Source organism: Streptomyces sp. NPDC025651, assembly GCF_055558735.1.
In genome coordinates this window covers 24,870-43,174 of sequence record NZ_JBVHLZ010000021.1, presented here as the reverse complement: position 1 = coordinate 43,174, position 18,305 = coordinate 24,870, and the positions used below count along the sequence as shown (strand labels likewise).

18 protein-coding genes are annotated in these 18,305 nt (G+C 69.7%); 7 read left to right on the top strand and 11 right to left on the bottom strand.

The annotated features are described in order from the left end of the window. Positions 1-57: 57 nt before the first annotated feature. From ACZ4D5_RS41790 to ACZ4D5_RS41740, 11 genes are all read right to left on the bottom strand, one after another. A complete protein-coding gene (locus tag ACZ4D5_RS41790) occupies positions 58-2,412 on the bottom strand; it encodes a hypothetical protein (protein ID WP_467777761.1) in 2,355 nt (784 codons plus the stop codon). Between the two features lie 6 nt (positions 2,413-2,418). Continuing rightward, entirely contained in the window at positions 2,419-3,714 is a 1,296-nt protein-coding gene (locus ACZ4D5_RS41785; protein ID WP_467777760.1) for a hypothetical protein, read from the bottom strand. Further along, positions 3,707-4,690, bottom strand: coding sequence for a hypothetical protein (locus ACZ4D5_RS41780; RefSeq protein ID WP_467777759.1), 984 nt, complete (start codon positions 4,688-4,690; stop codon positions 3,707-3,709). Before ACZ4D5_RS41780 ends, ACZ4D5_RS41785 begins: the two co-directional genes overlap by 8 nt. Positions 4,691-4,779: 89 nt before the next feature. Beyond that, complete coding sequence (locus ACZ4D5_RS41775; protein ID WP_467777758.1) at positions 4,780-5,061, bottom strand: hypothetical protein; 282 nt, start codon at positions 5,059-5,061, stop codon at positions 4,780-4,782. 38 nt (positions 5,062-5,099) lie between these two features. After that, the gene (locus ACZ4D5_RS41770; protein WP_467777757.1) at positions 5,100-6,113 is read right to left on the bottom strand and encodes an NlpC/P60 family protein; all 1,014 of its coding nucleotides are present in this window, start codon (positions 6,111-6,113) and stop codon (positions 5,100-5,102) included. 189 nt (positions 6,114-6,302) lie between these two features. Beyond that, positions 6,303-6,992 carry a hypothetical protein gene (locus ACZ4D5_RS41765; RefSeq protein ID WP_467777756.1) on the bottom strand — a complete coding sequence of 230 codons (690 nt, stop codon included), beginning with the start codon at positions 6,990-6,992 and terminating at the stop codon, positions 6,303-6,305. A gap of 206 nt (positions 6,993-7,198) precedes the next feature. After that, positions 7,199-7,429: a hypothetical protein gene (locus tag ACZ4D5_RS41760; RefSeq protein WP_467777755.1), complete on the bottom strand. Its 231-nt coding sequence runs from the start codon at positions 7,427-7,429 to the stop codon at positions 7,199-7,201. 44 nt (positions 7,430-7,473) lie between these two features. After that, positions 7,474-8,586 (bottom strand): hypothetical protein, encoded by a 1,113-nt coding sequence (locus ACZ4D5_RS41755; RefSeq protein WP_467777754.1) that lies wholly within the window; start codon positions 8,584-8,586, stop codon positions 7,474-7,476. A gap of 181 nt (positions 8,587-8,767) precedes the next feature. Continuing rightward, positions 8,768-8,962 carry a hypothetical protein gene (locus tag ACZ4D5_RS41750; protein WP_467777753.1) on the bottom strand — a complete coding sequence of 65 codons (195 nt, stop codon included), beginning with the start codon at positions 8,960-8,962 and terminating at the stop codon, positions 8,768-8,770. Then, positions 8,959-9,090: a hypothetical protein gene (locus ACZ4D5_RS41745; RefSeq protein WP_467777752.1), complete on the bottom strand. Its 132-nt coding sequence runs from the start codon at positions 9,088-9,090 to the stop codon at positions 8,959-8,961. The genes ACZ4D5_RS41750 and ACZ4D5_RS41745 overlap by 4 nt, the downstream gene beginning before the upstream one ends. Further along, positions 9,087-9,539, bottom strand: coding sequence for a hypothetical protein (locus ACZ4D5_RS41740; protein ID WP_467777751.1), 453 nt, complete (start codon positions 9,537-9,539; stop codon positions 9,087-9,089). Before ACZ4D5_RS41740 ends, ACZ4D5_RS41745 begins: the two co-directional genes overlap by 4 nt. Before the next feature lie 576 nt (positions 9,540-10,115). On the opposite strand from ACZ4D5_RS41740, the gene ACZ4D5_RS41735 reads away from it, so the two are divergent. The 7 genes from ACZ4D5_RS41735 to tpg all read left to right on the top strand — a co-directional run bounded on the left by ACZ4D5_RS41735 (position 10,116) and on the right by tpg (position 18,282). Beyond that, the gene (locus ACZ4D5_RS41735; protein WP_467777750.1) at positions 10,116-10,889 is read left to right on the top strand and encodes a GntR family transcriptional regulator; all 774 of its coding nucleotides are present in this window, start codon (positions 10,116-10,118) and stop codon (positions 10,887-10,889) included. Next, complete coding sequence (locus ACZ4D5_RS41730) at positions 10,886-11,479, top strand: GNAT family N-acetyltransferase (RefSeq protein WP_467777749.1); 594 nt, start codon at positions 10,886-10,888, stop codon at positions 11,477-11,479. Before ACZ4D5_RS41735 ends, ACZ4D5_RS41730 begins: the two co-directional genes overlap by 4 nt. A gap of 245 nt (positions 11,480-11,724) precedes the next feature. After that, positions 11,725-11,979: a helix-turn-helix transcriptional regulator gene (locus ACZ4D5_RS41725; protein WP_467777748.1), complete on the top strand. Its 255-nt coding sequence runs from the start codon at positions 11,725-11,727 to the stop codon at positions 11,977-11,979. A 445-nt stretch (positions 11,980-12,424) separates the two neighbouring features. Then, the gene (locus ACZ4D5_RS41720) at positions 12,425-13,477 is read left to right on the top strand and encodes a helix-turn-helix domain-containing protein (RefSeq protein ID WP_467777747.1); all 1,053 of its coding nucleotides are present in this window, start codon (positions 12,425-12,427) and stop codon (positions 13,475-13,477) included. Between the two features lie 81 nt (positions 13,478-13,558). Then, positions 13,559-14,938, top strand: coding sequence for a replicative DNA helicase (locus ACZ4D5_RS41715; RefSeq protein WP_467777746.1), 1,380 nt, complete (start codon positions 13,559-13,561; stop codon positions 14,936-14,938). Positions 14,939-15,486: 548 nt separating this feature from the next. Further along, positions 15,487-17,718 (top strand): telomere-associated protein Tap, encoded by a 2,232-nt coding sequence (gene tap / locus ACZ4D5_RS41710; protein ID WP_467777745.1) that lies wholly within the window; start codon positions 15,487-15,489, stop codon positions 17,716-17,718. A 6-nt stretch (positions 17,719-17,724) separates the two neighbouring features. After that, positions 17,725-18,282, top strand: a complete 558-nt coding sequence (tpg, locus tag ACZ4D5_RS41705; RefSeq protein ID WP_467777744.1) for a telomere-protecting terminal protein Tpg — start codon at positions 17,725-17,727, stop codon at positions 18,280-18,282. The last annotated feature ends 23 nt before the right edge of the window (positions 18,283-18,305 follow it).

Here is an 18,305-nt window from a genome sequence, read left to right as displayed (position 1 = left end):
TGGTGGAGGCCCCGGAGAGGGCGGTCGCACTCCGGGGCCTCCAGCTGACATTGCGGGTCAGTCGTCGGTGCAGATGTTCTGCACCGTCACGCCGACCATGTGTCCGGCCCGGTTGGGTACTTCGGCGCGGACGTCGACGCAGCGGCTGTGGCGCAGCAGGGCGCCGGGGGTGTGGACGGTGTCCTTGCCGGTCTTGGCGGTCCAGTCGGTGCTGTTCTGCGGGGAGATCTTGACGGTGAGCGTGGGTTGCTTCGTCTCGGAGACGATCTGTGCGCACCACAGGCCGGAGGTGTAGCTGACGTCGAGTACGGAGCCGGTGTTGCCGATCTCCCGGCGGTCCTTGAGGGAGTGGTGGTCGGTGTTGGTGCAGTCGAGGCCTTTCGCTTCTTCGACGAGGCCGCCCGCCCATCCCGGGTCGGTGCGAAGGCTCTTGTGCTCGGGGTCGTAGTTGGGGGCGTGCTTTCGGGCTTCGGCCTTGGCCTCGGCCGCGGCTTTCTCCTGTTCCTTGGGGGTGTCGGTGTTCCAGATGGCGATGCCGGTGGCGGCGCAGGCGAGGATCGCGGTGGCCTTGGCCCATCGGGGCATGCCGCGCCGCTTGGGCGCGGGGGCCGGCAGGGTTGTCGGCGGCTGGGTCGGGGCCTGTTCGGCGGCGGTTTCGTCGTGGTGCTGGGGCATGACGGGACCGGCCACGGCCCACCAGTCGTCCGGCTGTTGCTGGTCGGTCACGTCGTCCATACCTTCCTCGGCGAGCTTGCTTTCGATGTCGGCCAGGGCGCCAGGCTGGGGCCCTGGCACCCGGCGGCGCAAGACGGCCAGCCGGGGCCCGAGCCGGGCGGCGCGGGCGGGGTCGGCGGCGTGGAGTTTGGTCCACTCGTGGTGGGCGTGGTCCACGCAGGCCTCGGTCTCGGCGTCGTCGGAGGCCTGGCCCAGCACGTCGAGTCGCTGGGTGGCGGCGAGCATCCACAGATGGCAGCTGATGGCCGGGTGGTCGTGGACGGCGGCCAGGTGGGCGCGGGCCTGGACCCACTGCACGGCCAGGAGGGTGCCGGGCCCGTGGACGTCGAGGACGTGCTGCTCGCCGACGGCCGCGGCCAGGTCCGCGCGGGTGTAGTCCCCGGCCTGGGACGCGGCGGTGATCTCCTCGTGCAGTTCCTCGTCACTGCCCGGCCGCGGCATGAGCTGGGTGACCAGGCGGGCCAGGTCCTCCATGTCGCCGCTGCTGTCGACGCCGCCGAGCTGCTCGGTGCAGGCCGAGGGGTGGGCGTCGCGGATGCGTTCACGGCCTTTCGTCGTGGAGACCAGCGCTTCCTCCACCGCGGAGAGGACGCAGGAGACCTCATCGATCATCTGGCCGACCTGCCAGATCGCCTCACCGACGCCCAGCTTGGGGATCTTCTTGACCGCCCATGCCGGGAGGCCGCACACGGCGCCGACCAGGCGGGCCTCTTCCTCGGGCAGTTGGTGGATGATGCGGGTCCCGGCGAGTCTGACCAGGTCCTTGGCCTGCTTGCCGTCGAGGTCGGACAGGGTGTGCGCGACGGCATCGACGGACAGGTGCAGACGGCGGCTGTATTTCAGCAGGCGCTGGAAGAGGCGGGAGGTCGCCTCGGTGGCGAGCAGGTGCCAGGCTTCCTCGATCACGAGCGTGCGCCAGGTGCGGTCGGGGCGGATCCACGCGTGTTCCAGCCAGGTCCCCAGGACCGCCATCACGGCCGGGAGGGCGGGTGAGTTGCGGTCCATGCCCGAGAAGTCGAAAACGATCAGCGGGTCGTCGAGGTCGGGCATGCCGCGGGTGGGGGCGTCGAAGAGCCCGGCGAGGTCGCCGTCGAGGTAGCGGGCCAGGGCGATCCTGGGGATCTTCGGATCGGCGTCCGGGTCGGTCTCGTTGTGCAGCTCGGCGACGAGTTCGGTGAGGACCGCGCCCTGGCCCAGGCGGGCCAGGGCGCGGCGGATGGCGTGCTGCTGGGTGGGGCCCATCGTCTGCCCGCAGGAGATTTCCGCGAGCGCGATGAGCAGCTGCACGCGCTGCGGGGCGGGGATGAGGTCGTCCAGGACGTTGATGCGGGCCGCGGAGCCGGGCGCGAAGGCGACCGGGGTGATGGTCAGGGCCTGGCAGATGTCGGCCCACTCGCCCCGCCCGTCCTCGCCCTGGGCGTCCAGGACGACGGTCTGGCGACCTGTGAGCAGGAGCTGTCGCAGGATGCGGGCCTTCGTCAGCGCGCTCTTGCCGACGCCGAGCATGCCCAGCGTCAGCGTGACGGTGGAGGGCAGCTCGCTGGGGTCGATGTCGGGGGCGGAGAAGAAGAACGGGGAGCCCGTCCACAGGCTGACGCCGATGGGCAGGCCGGTGGTGTCGGGGGCGGAGGCGGCGGCCGGATTGAGCAGGGAGGCCTGCCGGGTTGAGGTGCGCACAGAGACTTACTCCTCCGTGTAGAGGGGGGCGGTGATGCCGGTGGCCTGGCGGGTGCGGTGGTGGCGGTAGCGGGTCCAGGTGAGGGTGAGCCCGCAGGAGGCGGCATCGGCCGCGGTGACCTTGCGGGCCTCGCCGAGCGCGGTTTCGCTGGCGGCGGTGATGCTGACGGTGATCCGCACGTCGTCGAGGAGGTGCCCGCCGTCGGTCAGGTCCTCGCGCACGGTGGCCAGCACGCTGCGCTGCGCCGCGTGCTGGACCTTCTCCTTGACCTTCTTGTCCTCGTGATGGTCCTTGATCGCGTCGGAGACGGTTTCCGTACGGCGCAGCGCGTTCCCGGTCTCCCCGACGCCGAGCGGCCGGTGGGTGACCGTCACGCACCGGTCGAACCCGGTCGGCCCCTTGAGGAGGGGCAGCAGCATGGGGGCGGTGGCGGGGCGGGAGGGCCAGGCGGTCACCTCGGCCACCGCGGTCAACGTCCCGTCCGCCTGGGCGGCGGCGTCCTTGCCCGGCCTCACCGGGCCGGGCAGCAGGGCTTGCAGGCGCTCGGTGGTCAGGGCCCGCCCGGTGGTCAGGCCGGTGCGGTGCAGCTGCTCGGCCGCGGACTCCAGCACGGGCCCGGCCTCACTGGAGGCGGTGTCGATGCTGATCACCGCGAAGGTGTCGGTGACCCGCGCCATGTCCGCCAGATCCGCCAACAGCCCGTCCATGGAACGGTGGAGCACGGAGGGCGCCGACGCGTCGGCGCGGGGGGTGTGCCAGGCCCGCCAGGTGGCGGGCTCAAAGGCACGGGTCGCGGCGACCAGGCTGGTCGTCAGGCGGCGGCCGCCGGGTGCGGCGGTCGCCGACCAGGCCAGATAGGAGGCGAGCGAGTCGTGCAGCGTCTCCAGGGTGCGCCGGTCGGACAGGTGCGCGCCCCCGGCCTGGAGAGGGACGACGATCGCGCGGCGCCCCAGGGCGCGGAGCATGCCGTCCTCGGCCGTGATGGAGCTCGTGTGCTCGCACGCCTTCTCGCGCTGCCAGCGGGCCAGCGTCAGCAGCGTGTCGAGCGGGGTGCGTCCGTCACGCCCGTGGACCCACACGGACGCGGTGGCCGCTCCCCACAGGGTGAGGGCGGCGACGGTGCCCACGGGATCGCCGAAGGCGCCGCCGGCGCCCATGCCGATCCCGGTCGCGGCCGTGACGGCCGCGGTGGCGATGCCGTCGCGGCGGACCGTCGTCGTCTTGAGCGGGATGCGGGGTTTGAAGGGTTCGGGCCGGTAGAGGACCGGCCTGGACTCGGACTGCAACTGCATGTCAGACACGGCCGGTCTCCCTGCGGTGACGGGCGATACGAGAACGGATGTCGCGGGCCTGCTGCTCCACGTAGGAGGTCGCCGACTCGGCCTTCTCCAACGTGGCGGTCAGCCGCCCGCCCTCGGGCTGCGCGCCGTGGACAACGGCCTTGAGGGTGGAGCCGATGACGGGCAGCCACACGAACAGACCGACCAAGGCGCCCGCGATGACGATGAGTTCCAGCACGTCGAACACGGGCTTGTTCGGCAGGGCGAGGCCGATGAGCATCGCCACGGAGATCACCGCGGGTGCCAGGAGCAGTGTCCACATGTAGCGCCACCACAGGCGGGCGAGGTTGGTGAGGTGTCCGCGGACCAGGGTGGAGGCGACGATCGGGGAGCTGATCGCGCCGAGGATGACGACGATGCCGCGCAGCATCGACAGCAGCCACATCCCGCCCAGGCAGATCGCGGAGGCCAGCAGGCCCAGGAAGGCCATGGGGCCGTCGCCCATCTGGTGCATGCGCTTGGCCATGTCCGCGAAGGACTCGCCCTTGGGCTGGCCGAGGGCGGAGATCAGTTCCGCCACGGTGCCGAAGGCGATCCAGAACAGGGCCGGGGCGAACGCGCCGCACGCCGCGAACAGGAGCATGGCGCCGGTGGAGCGGGCCAGGTTGCCCACGGAGCGGTCCCGGCCGAGGGCGACGGGCAGCGTCATCACCAGCCAGGTCAGGATCCCGGCCAGCAGCCCCAGGAACAGCACCGGCTCATACGCCGTCAGGAAGTCTCCGTCGAGCTTGACTTCCCACTTCCCGGTCATGGTCTTGTGCATGGCGTCGTACATGTCGGCGGTGAGATCCACGAGTTGCCCCATCGGGCCTCCGCCGTCCGGGCTGGTGTCCCAGTCGTCGCTGCCGTCGCCGCCGGGGCCGTCTTCGTCCTGTCCGCGCATGCAGTACTTGTGGGCGGGGCCTCGGATCTGCCTGCACTTGTCGTCGCCGGGCATGGTGTTTTCCCTCCTGTGAACGATGGCGCCCGCCACCCCGCGGCAGCGGGGTGGCGGGCGGGGCAGTGCGAACGGGTGCGGTGGAGGGCCTACGCTCCGGCCGGTGTGATGAGCGTCGCGGTGACCGGTCCGAAGACCATGACCGCGACCAGGACAAAGGCGATCGGCATGACCTTCTTCCCGGCGGACTTCAGGTCTTCCTTGTTGCCCTTCTGCCAGCCGTTGGCCAGGTAGAACAGGATCCCGAGCAGGCCGACGACGGCGCAGATGGTGATCAGCCACAGAAACGGCGGCAAGACCGTCTGAAAGAGCGGCTGCAGGGCGGCGAACGGGCCAGGGTCCGGCTTGGCGTTGCGCAGGGTGTCGGGCACGCTCGGCTCATCAGCGGCCAAGACCACAGTGGTGGGGTTCACGCTTGGGTTCCTTTCTGAGGGGCGACGCGGGTGGCGCCGTAGTAGTCGGGCAGGTCGATCGGGTCGAAACGGATCTCCTCGCCGGGGCGCGGAGCGTTGAGCATGTAGCCGCCGCCGACGTAGAGGCCGACATGGTGGATGGAGTCCGGGTCGGTCTTGTCGGTGGCGAAGAACACCAGGTCGCCGGGGGCCAGTTCGTCCCGGCTCGGATGCTTGCCGGTGTCCCACTGCTGGTTGGCGACCCGGGGCAGGGTGACCCCGGCCTTCGCGAAGGCGGCTTTGGTCAGGCCGGAGCAGTCGAAGCCGCCCTCGGCGTCACCGTCACCGCCCCACACGTACGGCTTGCCGAGGTGCTGCTGGGCTGCGTTGACGGCCTGGGCCGCCAGCGCGGCCAGGTCCTCGTCACTGGCGGGGGCGCCCGCAGGAATCACGGTCGGACCGCCGGTCTTCTTGGACGCGTTGGTGAAGGTCTTCGCGCTCGCAGTGATCGTCTTCACGTAGTTCTGCGTCTCGCGGTACGGGGGCACGCCCCCGTACTTCTGCACCGCGCCGGGGCCCGCGTTGTAGGCAGCGAGCGCGTTGGCGACCCGGTCCCCGGGCACGTCCTTCACCGCTTTGAGGTTCTTGCACAGGTACTCGGCGGCGGACGGGATGGCGTCCTCGGGGTCCCAGATGTCGCGGTCACCGTCGCCGTCGCCGTCCACGGCGTTCGCGTCCCAGGTGCCCTTGATGAACTGCGCGATCCCGTACGCCTTCGCGGGGCTCTTCGCGCGCGGGTTGAACCCGGATTCTTGTTGGAGGAGAGCGGCCAGCAGCTGCGGGGTCAGTCCCTCGCAGCGGTGCCCGCTCTCCTCGACGAGCTCTTGGTAGTCGGCGGGAATGAGGCCCTTGGCCAGAGACAGGCCAAGGGCGCCACCGCCCGGTCCGTTGCCGGCGGAGGAGCCCGCGGCGAACACCGCGGCGACGATCGCGAGACCTCCTCCGGCCACGACCACCAGGCCGCCTTTCACCCCGCCACCCCCTTCGGTGACGGCTGTGCTGAACGCATGTGAATCACGGTCTTCCGTGTGCTGGTGACCTCCCCTTCCCGCCCCTTCTCAGGCACGGTTAGGGGAGGTAGGACAGTTAGGCGTTAGGGCTCTGACCTGCACTTCTAACCCCTACCGGCCCCACGAGCGGGGCGAGGGAAGGGGGAGAGGTCAGCGGTCGTGCCAGGCGATCTTTGCGCCGTTGTGGGTGTCGACCACCGTGAACCCGCGGCCCGTGTTGTGGCCTGCGGGCGGGGGAGCGGCGGGCAGGTTCTTCCGCTTGACCCCCACCTTGTTGCCCCACGGGGAGCCCAGGTTGGTCTGTGCGTCGACCTTGATCCCCCGCGCCTTCAGGTGATCTTTGAGGGCGTCCTTCGTCCACCCCGGCTCCCCCGCCTCGGCGAGAGCGACGACGATCTCGTCCAGGTGGCAGCCGCGACGGTCGGCCATGACCTTCACGAGGAACGGCACGAGGGTGTCGCCGTCGAGAAGCGAGGGCTCCTCCCCCAGCTCCTCAACCGGCTCTTCCTCGTCCTCTCCTCCGTCGTCGCCCTCATCGACGGCGTCTTCCTCGTCGCTGTCAGGCGCCTCGTCGGCCTCTTCGGCCGCTGTTCTGGCGGGCAGCGTGTACTTGATGACGGCCGCGAGGAAGACGGCGGCCGCGAGGGCGCCCGCGATGAGGCCGAGCGCCAGGCCCGCGGTAGCGGCCCAGCTCTTCAGCTTCTCCTCGGGAGAATCGACGCGGACGAAGAACAGCACCACCAGGGCGGCGAGGATGGCCAGCAGGCCACCGCCGACCTCGCCTACCCCGTTGCGGGACTCCTTCGAACCCCACTCCACCTGCGAAGACTTCTCACTCATACCTCCTCATTCCTGTGGCAGTTGCGACGGTGGCGGTACGGATGGTGCTCGCCAGGTCGGCTCACCGGGTCTGCGCTGCGCGCTCGCCGGGTCTGCCTCCGCTGGCTCTGCACTGCTCGACTGCGCTTGGCTTCCGGCAGTCGCGACGCAGCCCAACCCGCGTGCCACGCATGGGGGTTGGGCTGCATCGGTGGTGCCGGACTGGGTCAGAGCCGGTTGGGCTCCAGGGCGAAGTACAGGACGCTGATCGGCGTGCCGTACTCCTCACTGAGCTGTCCCATCAGGTGGTTGAAGCAGGCCTGCCGCGTGTGGCCGGCGGGCACGTCGAGGATTCCGTCACGGGTGTTGAGAAGGCCCTCGCGGGTCTGGACGGTCGTGACGTAGTGGAATTCGGTGCGCTGCACGACCTCACTCTGCCGCGTGGACTGGGCGGTCATGGTGCTCCCTTTCTGGGGTGGGGCGGGGTAGTCGGACGCCTCGGTCACCGGGCCCCTTCCGGATCCTCGGTTTCCTCGGCGTTCTCGGCCGCCTCGGTCTCTTCGTCGGCCGCGCCGCCGAGGTGGGTCTGGAGCTGCTTCTCCTCGGCCTCAACCCGTGCGCACGCCTTGCGGACTCGCTCCTGGGAGCCCTGGAACCCGCGCTCGCGGAACAGGTCGGTGGCCTCGCGGTACGAGCGGGGCGGGTCCTCGCCGTGGCGCAGCCACCGGATGACGACATCGATCTGCTCGTCCTCCAACTGCACCTGCGTGAGCGGGGTCGCAACCCCGGCGACGGCAGCGAGCCCGTCGAGCGTCACCCCCGCGTCCCGGGGCGGTACGGCACCCGGTACGCCCTGCGGTACGCCTCCCGACTTCGGGCCGTTGACCTGCGGTACGTCCGGTACGCCAGGCGGTACGGCACCGGTACGGGCCTGCTCGCTCTGTCGAGCGGTGAAGGCCTCGGCCAGGTCTCCCCACCTTTCTTCAGCAGCCTTGATCTTCTCCTCCGCCTTGGCCTGCGCCTTCATCAGCTGGGCACGGCTGCTGGCAGCGAGCTCCACCTCCGTGATGCGGCGGCGCACATCGGCCAGGCCCTCGGCCATCTGCTGGACGACGTCGGTCTCGGCCTCGTCGCCGCGGCGCCGGGCATGGGCGTGGGCCAGGGCCAGGGCGCTGCGGCCGTCGTCGGCGAGCTTCGTGATCTGCCCGGCGGTAGCAGTGTCGACCAGGACGCGGGTGCGGTAGATGTCCGCGCCGAGCAGCAGGGCGGCGCAGGCGGGCAGTGCGGACCAGGGTCCGGCATGCCCGACCCAGGCCAGCATCACGGCCGAGAGGACCACCACGGCCGCGGCGGCGGCGCCGAAGGCGTACGCGGCGCGGTGGTTGCGCTGGGCAATCGCCCGTCCGGTGGCGTGGAGCAGGGCGGCCCACACGGTGTCGTAGGCGGCGGCGATGGCCATCGCGGTGGCCATGGACAGGCGGCCGAGGCTGGTCAGGTGCGGGGCCACGGTCGGCGCGATCATCGCGGCGACCTGCACGAAACTGACGGCAGTCAGGGCGTAGCCGACGGCCCTCAGCCCGCTGGCCCCGACGAACCTCTTGAGGAATTTCCTCATGTCATGCGTCTCCTTGCTCTGTGCAGGGGAGTTGGCTCTAGGTCAGCAAGGCGTTCCGCGGTGATCCCCGACGCCCGCTCTCCGGCGGCGCTTTCATCGCCGGACAGAGGGAGTTGACCTTCCGCAGATCCACTTGGTGTGCGCGCTGCCGCCCCGGGACGGGACGGCAGCGCGGGGCCGGTCAGCGGCCTTGCTGCGGCGGAGGCTGGCGGCGGCGGTAGGCGTCCTGGAGTCGGGCGAACCGCTCGTGGACCGGTGCTCCGTCGGCGCACTCCTGCCCGTCCTGGCAGGACGGGCAGTTGGTGGTGTGCTCGGTGGAGTCGCCGAACGCCTTCATGTAGCGGACGTACAGATCGTCCTGCGGCGACTTGGTCATCGGCCCGCTCCTCGCACGCCGAGCATCGCCTGGCCGTGGCGCTGCAGTTCCGCCTCGGCCTGCTGGCGAGCTTCCTCCGCCGCGCGCGCCGCCTTGGCGGCCTCCTCGGCCTGCTCCTGCGCGTTCATGCGGCGACCTGCTCCCGCTCGTGGGCGGGCGCGTTGTGCCCGGCCCGGAGGAGCCAGTCGCTGTCCGTCCAGGCCTCGCCGAGGACGAACGGCTGGTCGTCGGCGCGGCAGATGTCGCGGACGATGATCGCGAAGCGTGCGGAACGGCGGTCAAGCAGTTCGCGGGCCATGGCCGGACGGGTGATGACAGCCAGGACCTCGAAGGCTCCATCGGCGTTCTCGTAGATGGCGCCGGGGCGGCGCGGGCCGATCTGCCGCTCGACAACGCGGGTAAGGGCCTGGTTCAGAAACTCCACGGTGACGGAGTCGACGGCCGCGGTGGCCGACTGCTGCGGGTGGGGCCGGCCCCCGGACGGGAGCGGCTGACGGCCGTCCCGCTCGTGCGGGATCGGCCGCCTCGGCAACGGAGGACGGTTCCCTGCTCCCGAGGCGTGGGCGATGATGTGCATGCGGATCAGCTCCCTGTCATGGGGTGATGGCGTGGTCCGTGCAGGCCCCCGGCACACATGGCGTCTCCAGCGCCGTGCTGGGGGCCGCGCCGTCATGGCGGCGCGGTGAGCGGACAGGGACTTGCACCCGTGGCCCCACCCCTGGGGCCCTCTGAAGATCCGCTCTCGGGCTGCCGCGCGGCCAGCCCCCCGCTCAAGACCTTCACCAGTAAGAAACCGCTGGTGAGGGGGTCGTCTCGTCACCTTGTGACGGCAGGGGCGCCGCGGCCCGAACTCTCTATCTCTCATCCACTGTTGAGTTTTCAAGGAACGGACGTCCGTCCAGCCTTGCCCTCTCGGGCCGGTTCTGTAGGCACACGCAACTTCGTGTCCGAAGTGGCGACAGGGAAGACCGTAGACCTATGCGCAGCACCTCGTCAACAACTTCAGACACGAAGTGAGTCGATCGTGGTGAGCTGCGAATCTGCTCCATGCAAGCCTTCTGCGGGAGGTGCGGACGGTAGAGGTACACTTCGGACCTGAAGTTGGCGATCAGAGGGCTGACTTCGGGCCTGAAGTTGGGCTACGCTGCCGCGCATGCCACCGAGGAAGAAGTCACCGCCGATCCGCGAGATCGCGGACGATCTGCTGGGGCGTATCGCCTCGGGCGAGTTGAGTCCGGGCGACCAGTTGCCGAGCACGCGCGACCTGGCCGCGCGGTACGACGTGGCAGAGAAAACGGTCTACCGCGTCATCTCGCTGCTGAAGGCCAGCGGGCAGCTTGAGGCACGCCAGGGGAAGGGCGTTTTCGTGCGCTCCATTAAGCCCCTGGAGTGGCATCTGCACCGGTTCGAACGAGGGAACCGGCGCGATGATCCTTCCGGCGGCAAGGACGACTGGAAGGCTGCGGCAGAGGAGCAGGGCCGCACGGCCACTCAGGACACTCCGCGTGTGAGTGTCGATCCAGCGCCAGCCGACGTCGCTGAATGGCTCCAGGTCGATCCCGGCACGTTCGTGGTCGTGCGTCGCCGTGTGCGCCGTGTCGACGGCGAGCCGTTCCAGCTCGCAGACAGCTGGTTCCCTACCGAAATTGCCATGGGGACCGACCTGATGGTCGAGGCGGACATCACCAAACCCGGTGGCATACTCGCCGATTCTGGGCACCCGCAGGTGGCCATCCGCGACGAGATCCGCTCCTGGCCCCCCATCAGCCCTGCTGAGGCCGAACGCCTCGAACTTCCCGAGGGAGTTGGAACGCCCGTGATCAGGCATTGCCGCATCGGTTACGGCGAAGACGGCACCCCGATCCGCTTGATGGTGACCGTTGCCCCCGGGCACCTCAACACCCTCATCTACGAGATGGACGTATGAGCGTGGACGACCTGCTGGTACGCCCCGCCACAACGTCGGATGAACCGGACTTGATGCGCCTGCGCATCGAAGCGGAGGGGTGGCTGGCGGAGGCCGGCATCGACCAATGGCGCAGTCCCGGCTTCCGCGACCGCGCGCTCGCAAAATGGCGCGTCGACATCGGCGAAGGCCGCACCTGGATCGTCACCGACGGCACTTCCTCAGTACTCGCAACCGTCACCCTCGCCCGGCCTGACATGGACTTCTGGACCGAAGAGGACCGCCCCGACGCCGGTGTCTACGTCGCCAAACTGATCACCGCGCGCAAGGCGACGGGACTCGCTCTCGGCGGGCGAATCCTGGATTGGGCAGGCTCAATCGCCAGGGGACAAGGGCGTACTTGGGTCCGTCTGGACTGCTGGCGAGCGAACACCAAGCTGCAGAACTACTACCTACGCGAGGGGTTCACACATGTCCGTACGGAGGCTCCGCCCCATCGCCTCTCCGGCTGGATGGCGCAGCGGTCCGCCGAGGTCGTGATGCACCCAGACCGCCTTCTGTCGACCAAGAACGGCAGCACCGCTCCCGGCGCCCCGAAGCCCACGTGCTGACCTCGCAAAGCGTGGAAGCACGACTTACCACTGCCGGAGTTATGGCTTCGTGACGGTCCAAGACCCCTGGTGGTAAGCCAGGCAGTAAGGGGCCCGTCGAACAGTTCCGTGAGAGCCAGCGGACTGTGGCAGCCGCTACTCAGGCAAGAAGAGACGTGGCCATCTTCCGACACACCGTCAGTACCAGGACAACCACTCGCGACACCGATGTAACGTTCAGCGCGCATTCCATGGAGGGGAGCGAGATGACGACCGCACAGCAGCTTCCGGAACCGCTCAAGGCCCTGCTGAATCAGGCCGTGAGCCTGCCCGGCCCTGCCGAGCGGGCCCGGCTGCGGTTGGCCGCGAACCTGACGCAGCTTCAGGTCGCCGAGGCACTCGGCGTCCACCGGGTCGCAGTCGCCCGGTGGGAGACGGGCGCCCACGAACCGCGTCAGCCGCACCGAGGCAAGTACGCCCAGTTCCTCCATGCCCTCGCCGAGAAGTTCCCGCAGACATGACCTGGAGAGGGACACGACCGTGAAGCCCCCCTAGAAAAGCGAAGCGGCCCCGTCGCCACAACGGAGCCGCTTCCAAGTTCCGACTCATCCGAGCTAGCCACTCTGAGTCGTGCCGGTGAGGTGACCTCTCCGGGGTGTACCCGTGGGCCATAGGCCCGCGCGGTCACCTGCGCCCAAGGATAGGCGTGATACGTCACGCCTCGCCACTATCCACGGGAACTTCCAGGTCACACTCGCAGGTCACGGCTCCCCAAATCAGGGGAGATCCACCGATGCACCACCCCCGTCGCCGCCCTATCGCGGCCGCGGACCTGTCCTCGACCCGTCGCGAGGCCAGAGGTTCTTCCGCTCGTTCTGTCTCATACGCAGAGCCGGCCATCTCCTTCATGGCGACCTTCACGGCCGCCTCTCCCACAGCCGCTCAGGCCGCCGGAGAGGGGACCCGATGAGCACCCAAGGTCAGACGTGGGTCGACAAGATCGGCATCAACGGCTGCAAGAACGGCGGGGAGCTCCTGGTGCTCATCCGCGTGGGCAACCACGTCGGCGGGGACATGCGGGGCTGCTACGCAAAGGCGGCGACGCTCGCCAAGGAGTGCCTCATGGGCGAGTCGACAGTCCTTAAGCACCTACGGCGCCTGAAGGCCGCAGGCGTATTGCTGCCGGGAGACGAGAGGCTCGTCGATCACATCCGCGCCGACAAGCGCCCGCCTGTCTACGACCTCGCTGGGGGGCATGAGCCGGGCTGCCCCGGCGGGCACCCGAGCGACGTGCTCTGCGAGACCACCATGGCCGCCGGTGTTCAGATCGAGCACCCGTCGAAGAAGGCACCCGCCGCGGGTGCTCGATCTGAACACTCGCCCCAAAAGCGCAGTTCAGCCGGTGCTCGATCTGAACACCGGCCAGGCGATGCGGGTGTTACGGGTGTTCAAATCGATGCGCCACGGGTGTTCAAATCGAGCGGTAGAAGTAATAAGGAAGTGAAGCTTCCTCTCTCTGTACCGTCCGGCGGTCTCAACGCTCTGCCGTCAGCGGGCTCTCCGTCCCGGTCGAAGAGAGAGAACAATGCTTTGCTCCCCGAGCCCGCTCCCGACGGCGCCTCGGTGCCTGGTCCCCGCCTCGACCTCATGCAGCAACCGCAGTCCAGCCAGCTGGAGGCGGACCTGCAGACCGTGATGGCCGCGTACGTCACCGCGCTCGGTGTGTTCCCGGCACCGAGTATCGCGCGCCGGCTGCGCGGCGAGGCCCAGGAGCTGCTGACCCTGGGGTGGCCCGTGGCGCATGTCGCCGCGCTCATCGGTCAGCTGCCGGACCTGGGCTATTCGAGCCTGACCCGTCATGCCGAGCACAACCCTCCGCGCCCCCCTTCCGGCGCAGGAGGGAGGAAGGCGCCGGGCCAGTGTGGGAAGTGCCAGAACGGGTTCGTCTACCGCGATCCGGAGCTGCTGCTTGGCCCTCGCCGCTGCGAATGCCGGGCGACGCCCGTCGGCGCCTCCTGACATTCCCCACCTGCCCCACGAGCGGCACACGGCCCGTAAAGGGCCCTGTGTGCCCGCTGGGAGACCGAACGGAGATCCACAATGACTGTGCCCGCTCCCCGGCTTGACGAGGCCTCAGAGGGCAGCCTGGGCGGTTCCGAGCGTCGGCCGCCTCAGGACCTGGACGCCGAGCAGTCCGTCCTGGGCGGCATGCTGCTGTCCAAGGACGCAATCACCGACGTCCTGGAGGTCCTCAAGGCCGAGCACTTCTACACCCCCGCGCACCAGCTCGTGTTCCGCGCGATCACCGACCTCTACGCCAAGGGCGAGCCCGCCGACCCGATCACGGTCACCGCCGAGCTCACCAAGCGCGGCGAGATCAACAGGATCGGCGGGGCGCCCTACCTGCACACCCTGGTGCAGGCCGTGCCCACCGCGGCGAACGCGGAGTACTACGCCGACATCGTGCTGGAGATGGCGCAGCTGCGTGTGGTGGTGGACACTGGCACCCGGGTCACCGCCCGCGGCTATGAGCGTGGGGCCGACGTCCGCGAGGTCCTGGACGGTGCAGCCGGGGAACTGCTCGCGCTCACCGCAAGTTTCGACCTGGGCAAGGACCCCGACGGCTGGGACACTCCCATGGAGGAGAGCCTGGAGGACTGGGAGGACAACCAGGCCTCCGGTCCGAACCCCGCGCTGCCCCTGCCATACGCCGAACTCTCCCAGACCCTGGGCCTGGAGCCCGGCCACTTCGCCGTGTTCGCGGGCCGCCCCGGGATGGGCAAATCCGTCGTCCTGCTCGACATCGTCCGCAATCTCGCCCTGGCCCACGGACGCCGCGCCGCATTCGTCTCCCTGGAGATGACTCGACGGCAGGTCCTCAACCGGCTCGTCTCCGCCGAGGCCTCGATCGACATCAACATGGTCCGCAGCCACCAGCTCGACGCCAGCGCCTGGAAGCGGTACGACGCCAAGCGCGCTGAGATCGCCCGAAGCCCGCTGCACATCGCGGTGCCCAAGGGCGGCGTCACCGTCGCCCAGCTCCGCTCGCACCTGCGCAAGTGGTCCATCGAGGAGCGGCTGCCCGAGATCGTCGCAGTCGACTACGCCCAGATCGTCAAGCCCGCAAAGAGCAACGGCTACACCAACCGCACCACCGAGGTCGACGCGATCGCCCGCGGGCTGAAGGAACTTGCCCTGGAGTTCAACGTCGCCCTCGTCGCCGCCGCGCAGTTGTCCCGGCAGACCACCTCGCGGGACAACAAGGTTCCCGAGATTTCCGACCTTCGCGAGTCCGGGGAGATCGAGCAGGCCGCCGACGCAGTGGTGCTGCTGCACCGGGAGGACTATTACGAGCCGGGGAGCCGCCGCGCCGGCGAGTTCGACCTGATCGTCGCGAAGAACCGCAACGGCAACACCCGCACCTGCACCGTCGCCTGGCAGGGCCGTTACAGCCGGGCCTGCGACTTCGAAACCTCCTGAGGCGAGGACCAGTCCCTGCATCACACCGAGCTGTGGACCGCTGCCCGCCCGTCGACGCGGCGGGTCCTTGACTGCATCGCCGCCCCAGCAGGGTCCCTCACACGATTATCGACAACCCGGCGCTGGAATCCCTCCGCCGCGACGGATACAGGAACCGGGGCGCGTCCTGAGCAAGAGGTCCTGCCCCGATCCGCCACGCGGGCGTGATCTCGCTCTCGGGGCCCTTAGGGGTTAGAAAAGCAGGTCAGAGCCCTAACCCCTAACTCCTAACCCTTAGCGGCAACTCCACTGGCTCCAGCACCCGCGCTGTCTCCGGCGGCGGGGCACCGACTTGAACGGCGCGACCAAGGGCTCGATTGCGGACCGCTCTGACACGCGCCCAGGCCCTCGCGGCCGGGCAAGGGCTGATCGGCCGCGAGGCGCGGAGACGCCCTAATCCACCGTCATCGTGCCCTCCTCTTCTCGGTTCCGATCTGTTCGATCAGAGAGCGATTTAGTGAGCGATTTGAAGTGCGTTTCGGATATGGTGCCTCACGGAGGTGCCTTCTGTGTCCACTGAGAACGAGCTGTTCAGTGCGGTCGATGCGCTGTTGGGGCAGGTCGCGCAGGATGGTCTGCCGGTCCCTGCGGAGCGCAAGCGACTGCGGGAAGCTGCCGGTCTGAGCCAGGCGCAGGTCGCGGCGGCGTTGGACGCGCGCCGGGAGGCGGTGGGGAACTGGGAGGCCGGGCGGACTGAGCCGCGGCCGCCGAAGCGTGCCGCGTACGCGCGTCTGCTGGAGGGCCTCGCCCAGCGGTTCCCCGCCGCCGCCGGCGTGCTCACTGCCCCGGAGGCGGCGGTCCCGGCGGCGGTGGCCCCGGAGGCGTTCACCAGCCCGGAGCCGGAACCAGTCCTGGAACCGGCCCCGGAGCCTGCCGCTGTCCCGCCCTCCCGTCCGAAGACGGCAGCGAGCAGCACCGGCGGACCGGCGTCGTCGTCACGACGCCCGGGCGCGAACAAGGCCACGGTGAAGAGGACCACGGCGCAGAAGTCCACGGCGGCCGCCGTCGACCCGCGTTTCGAGAACGGGCCCCTCGCGGTCGTCGACGCCGACCAGGACGGGACGGTGTCGGCGTACTGCGTCGGCGGTCTGGTCCTGGACGTGCCCGCCAAGACGGTCCCGGCGCTGGTCGACTGGACGCTGGCCGAGGCCAAGCTCGGGCAGGCCCGGCTGCACCGCAACGGCCGCGACGCCGACCCGATCCTCGTCCTGACCGCGTCCGCGCTGGAACGCTACGGCCTGCCCGCCGCCCTGTCGGAGGAGGAGCGGCGTCACGGACGGCTCGCGGACGGCCACAAGGTGGTCAAGCAGATCAAGCGCGCCGGCCTCCAGCTCACCCAGCGCGGCCTCGGTCCCTGGGCCCGCCTCTTCCGCGAGCCCGAGGGCGCCAGGCGGCGTTGCGTCCAGCTGTGCATCCTGCCGTGGAACGCGCTGGACGCCCGGGAGTGGGACAAGAAGGACGACCCTCAGTTGCCCGGGATGCACCCCGCCGACCTGGCCCGCTACCTCGGCTCGTACGCGGAGCGCGTGATGACGCCGCGCGGCACCACCGCGACGACCGGCCTTGAGCTGATGGTCGCGCTGCGCCCGCCGACTCGCGCGGAGAAGGACCCGGCCACCGGCGAGTTCCAGCGGGCCTTCAACGATGACGCGCTCACCCAGCTCTACCCCGTGGTGGAGTGCGAGGTCCCCGACGAACACCCCGTCCTCAAGGGGAAGTTCGCCCGGCACCATCTGCGTACCGAGGCCGAGATGCTGATGGAGGAACCCTACGACTGGTGCCGCCCGCTGACCGACGAGGAGTGCATGAACCCCTTCCTGGTCGCGGTCGACATCAACATGTCGTTCGCCGCGGCCGCCAACGGGCTCACCGTCGGACTGAACGGACCCGTCCACCTGACCGGCGACCCGGCCTTCGACCCGTCGCTGCCTGGCTCCTGGCTGGTCGATCTCTCGCACGTGGATCTGTCCCGTATTCAGGTCAACGGCCGCACCGTCGACGGCGACCGGCTGCCGAGCCCGTTCACGCCGAAGGGCGAGGGCCCCACGGGGCCGGCCTGGTATGCCACGCCCACCGTGCAGTACGCGGTGGAGCTCGGCTTCGAGGTCGCGCCGATCGAGGCGTACGTGCGTACCCAGTCGGGCCGCTACCTGGACCCCTGGTACAAGCGGCTGCGCGACGCCTACATCGCCACCATGGCCGACCTCGACGTCACCGCCGATCTCGGGGGCCAGGAGTTCCTGGACGCGATGGCCCGCTCCCGGCGGGTCGACCCGGTGATGGCGCTGCTGGCGACCGCGGTCAAGTCGACCGCGAAGGGCGGCATCGGCAAGCTGCGCCAGCGCAACCGCGGTCAGGTGGCGTACTACGAGCCGTGGCCAGCGCTCGCTCGGGAGACGTGGCGCCCCGACATCCGGGCCGCCGTCCTGGCCAACCAGCGGATCGGCCTGCACCGCAAGCTGGTGAAGACCGCAGCGGCGGCCGACCTGTATCCGATCGCGATCGGCACCGACGCCATCGTCTACCCCTCACCCGGACCGTCCCCGCTGGACGTCCTGCCGCACACCGACGAGGGCAAGCCGGTGCCGGGCACGTTCCGGCTCGGCATCTCGCCGGGGATGGTCAAACATCAGGGCACGCAGACCGTGCTGTGGGCGGAGGAGCAGTTCGAAGAGCACGGAGGCGTCTTCAACATCGCCAACCTGATCAAGACCGACCCGACGGCCGGGGAAGGGGAGTAGCAGGCCATGGCTGAGACATTCGGAGACAGCCTGGACCGCGCGCTGGAAGGGGCGTTCACCCGCCCCGCCCCCAAGAGCGCCCAGGCCCAGATGAAGTACCTGGTCAAGCAGCTCAAGGGCACCAAAGCCGCGGCTCAGGCGCTCGGCATCTCCCAGCGCACCGTCGAGCGGTACGTCGCCGGCAAGCTCAAGCGGCCGCGCCAAGAGCTGCGCGGCCGCCTGGAGGGCGAGGTCAAGAAGCGGTGGCAGCCGCAGATCCGGGCGAAGGCACGAAAGAAGGCAGCCTCCACGGATGGCCTGGTGGTCTCCACACGGGCCCGGTTCGGATTCACCGCGGCACCGGGCACCACGGACGACGCCCGGATCCGGGACATCACCCAAGCCCTGCCGCCCGCCTACGCCGACCAGCTGTTCACCGCCCGCGAGCAAGGCGCCACCGAGCAGCAGCTGCAGCAGATCGCGGCCGACGGCCTCGCCCGGATGTACTTCCGTGCCAACGACAACCGCGCGCACGGCCTGGGCGTGGAGTTCACCGACGTGGAGCACATCGAAATCGAGCTCTAGCAGACGGTTGAGCGTCCAAGAGG

What these genes read in the sequence shown, in the direction of transcription:
- ACZ4D5_RS41780 (WP_467777759.1), bottom strand. Translation starts at nt 4,690, where the DNA reads ATGCCCGGCGACGACAAGTGCAGGCAGATCCGAGGCCCCGCCCACAAG.
- ACZ4D5_RS41765 (WP_467777756.1), bottom strand. Translation starts at nt 6,992, where the DNA reads ATGAGTGAGAAGTCTTCGCAGGTGGAGTGGGGTTCGAAGGAGTCCCGC.
- ACZ4D5_RS41760 (WP_467777755.1), bottom strand. Translation starts at nt 7,429, where the DNA reads ATGACCGCCCAGTCCACGCGGCAGAGTGAGGTCGTGCAGCGCACCGAA.
- ACZ4D5_RS41755 (WP_467777754.1), bottom strand. Translation starts at nt 8,586, where the DNA reads ATGAGGAAATTCCTCAAGAGGTTCGTCGGGGCCAGCGGGCTGAGGGCC.
- ACZ4D5_RS41750 (WP_467777753.1), bottom strand. Translation starts at nt 8,962, where the DNA reads ATGACCAAGTCGCCGCAGGACGATCTGTACGTCCGCTACATGAAGGCG.
- ACZ4D5_RS41745 (WP_467777752.1), bottom strand. Translation starts at nt 9,090, where the DNA reads ATGAACGCGCAGGAGCAGGCCGAGGAGGCCGCCAAGGCGGCGCGCGCG.
- ACZ4D5_RS41740 (WP_467777751.1), bottom strand. Translation starts at nt 9,539, where the DNA reads ATGCACATCATCGCCCACGCCTCGGGAGCAGGGAACCGTCCTCCGTTG.
- ACZ4D5_RS41735 (WP_467777750.1), top strand. Translation starts at nt 10,116, where the DNA reads ATGCCACCGAGGAAGAAGTCACCGCCGATCCGCGAGATCGCGGACGAT.
- ACZ4D5_RS41730 (WP_467777749.1), top strand. Translation starts at nt 10,886, where the DNA reads ATGAGCGTGGACGACCTGCTGGTACGCCCCGCCACAACGTCGGATGAA.
- ACZ4D5_RS41725 (WP_467777748.1), top strand. Translation starts at nt 11,725, where the DNA reads ATGACGACCGCACAGCAGCTTCCGGAACCGCTCAAGGCCCTGCTGAAT.
- ACZ4D5_RS41720 (WP_467777747.1), top strand. Translation starts at nt 12,425, where the DNA reads ATGAGCACCCAAGGTCAGACGTGGGTCGACAAGATCGGCATCAACGGC.
- ACZ4D5_RS41715 (WP_467777746.1), top strand. Translation starts at nt 13,559, where the DNA reads ATGACTGTGCCCGCTCCCCGGCTTGACGAGGCCTCAGAGGGCAGCCTG.
- tpg (WP_467777744.1), top strand. Translation starts at nt 17,725, where the DNA reads ATGGCTGAGACATTCGGAGACAGCCTGGACCGCGCGCTGGAAGGGGCG.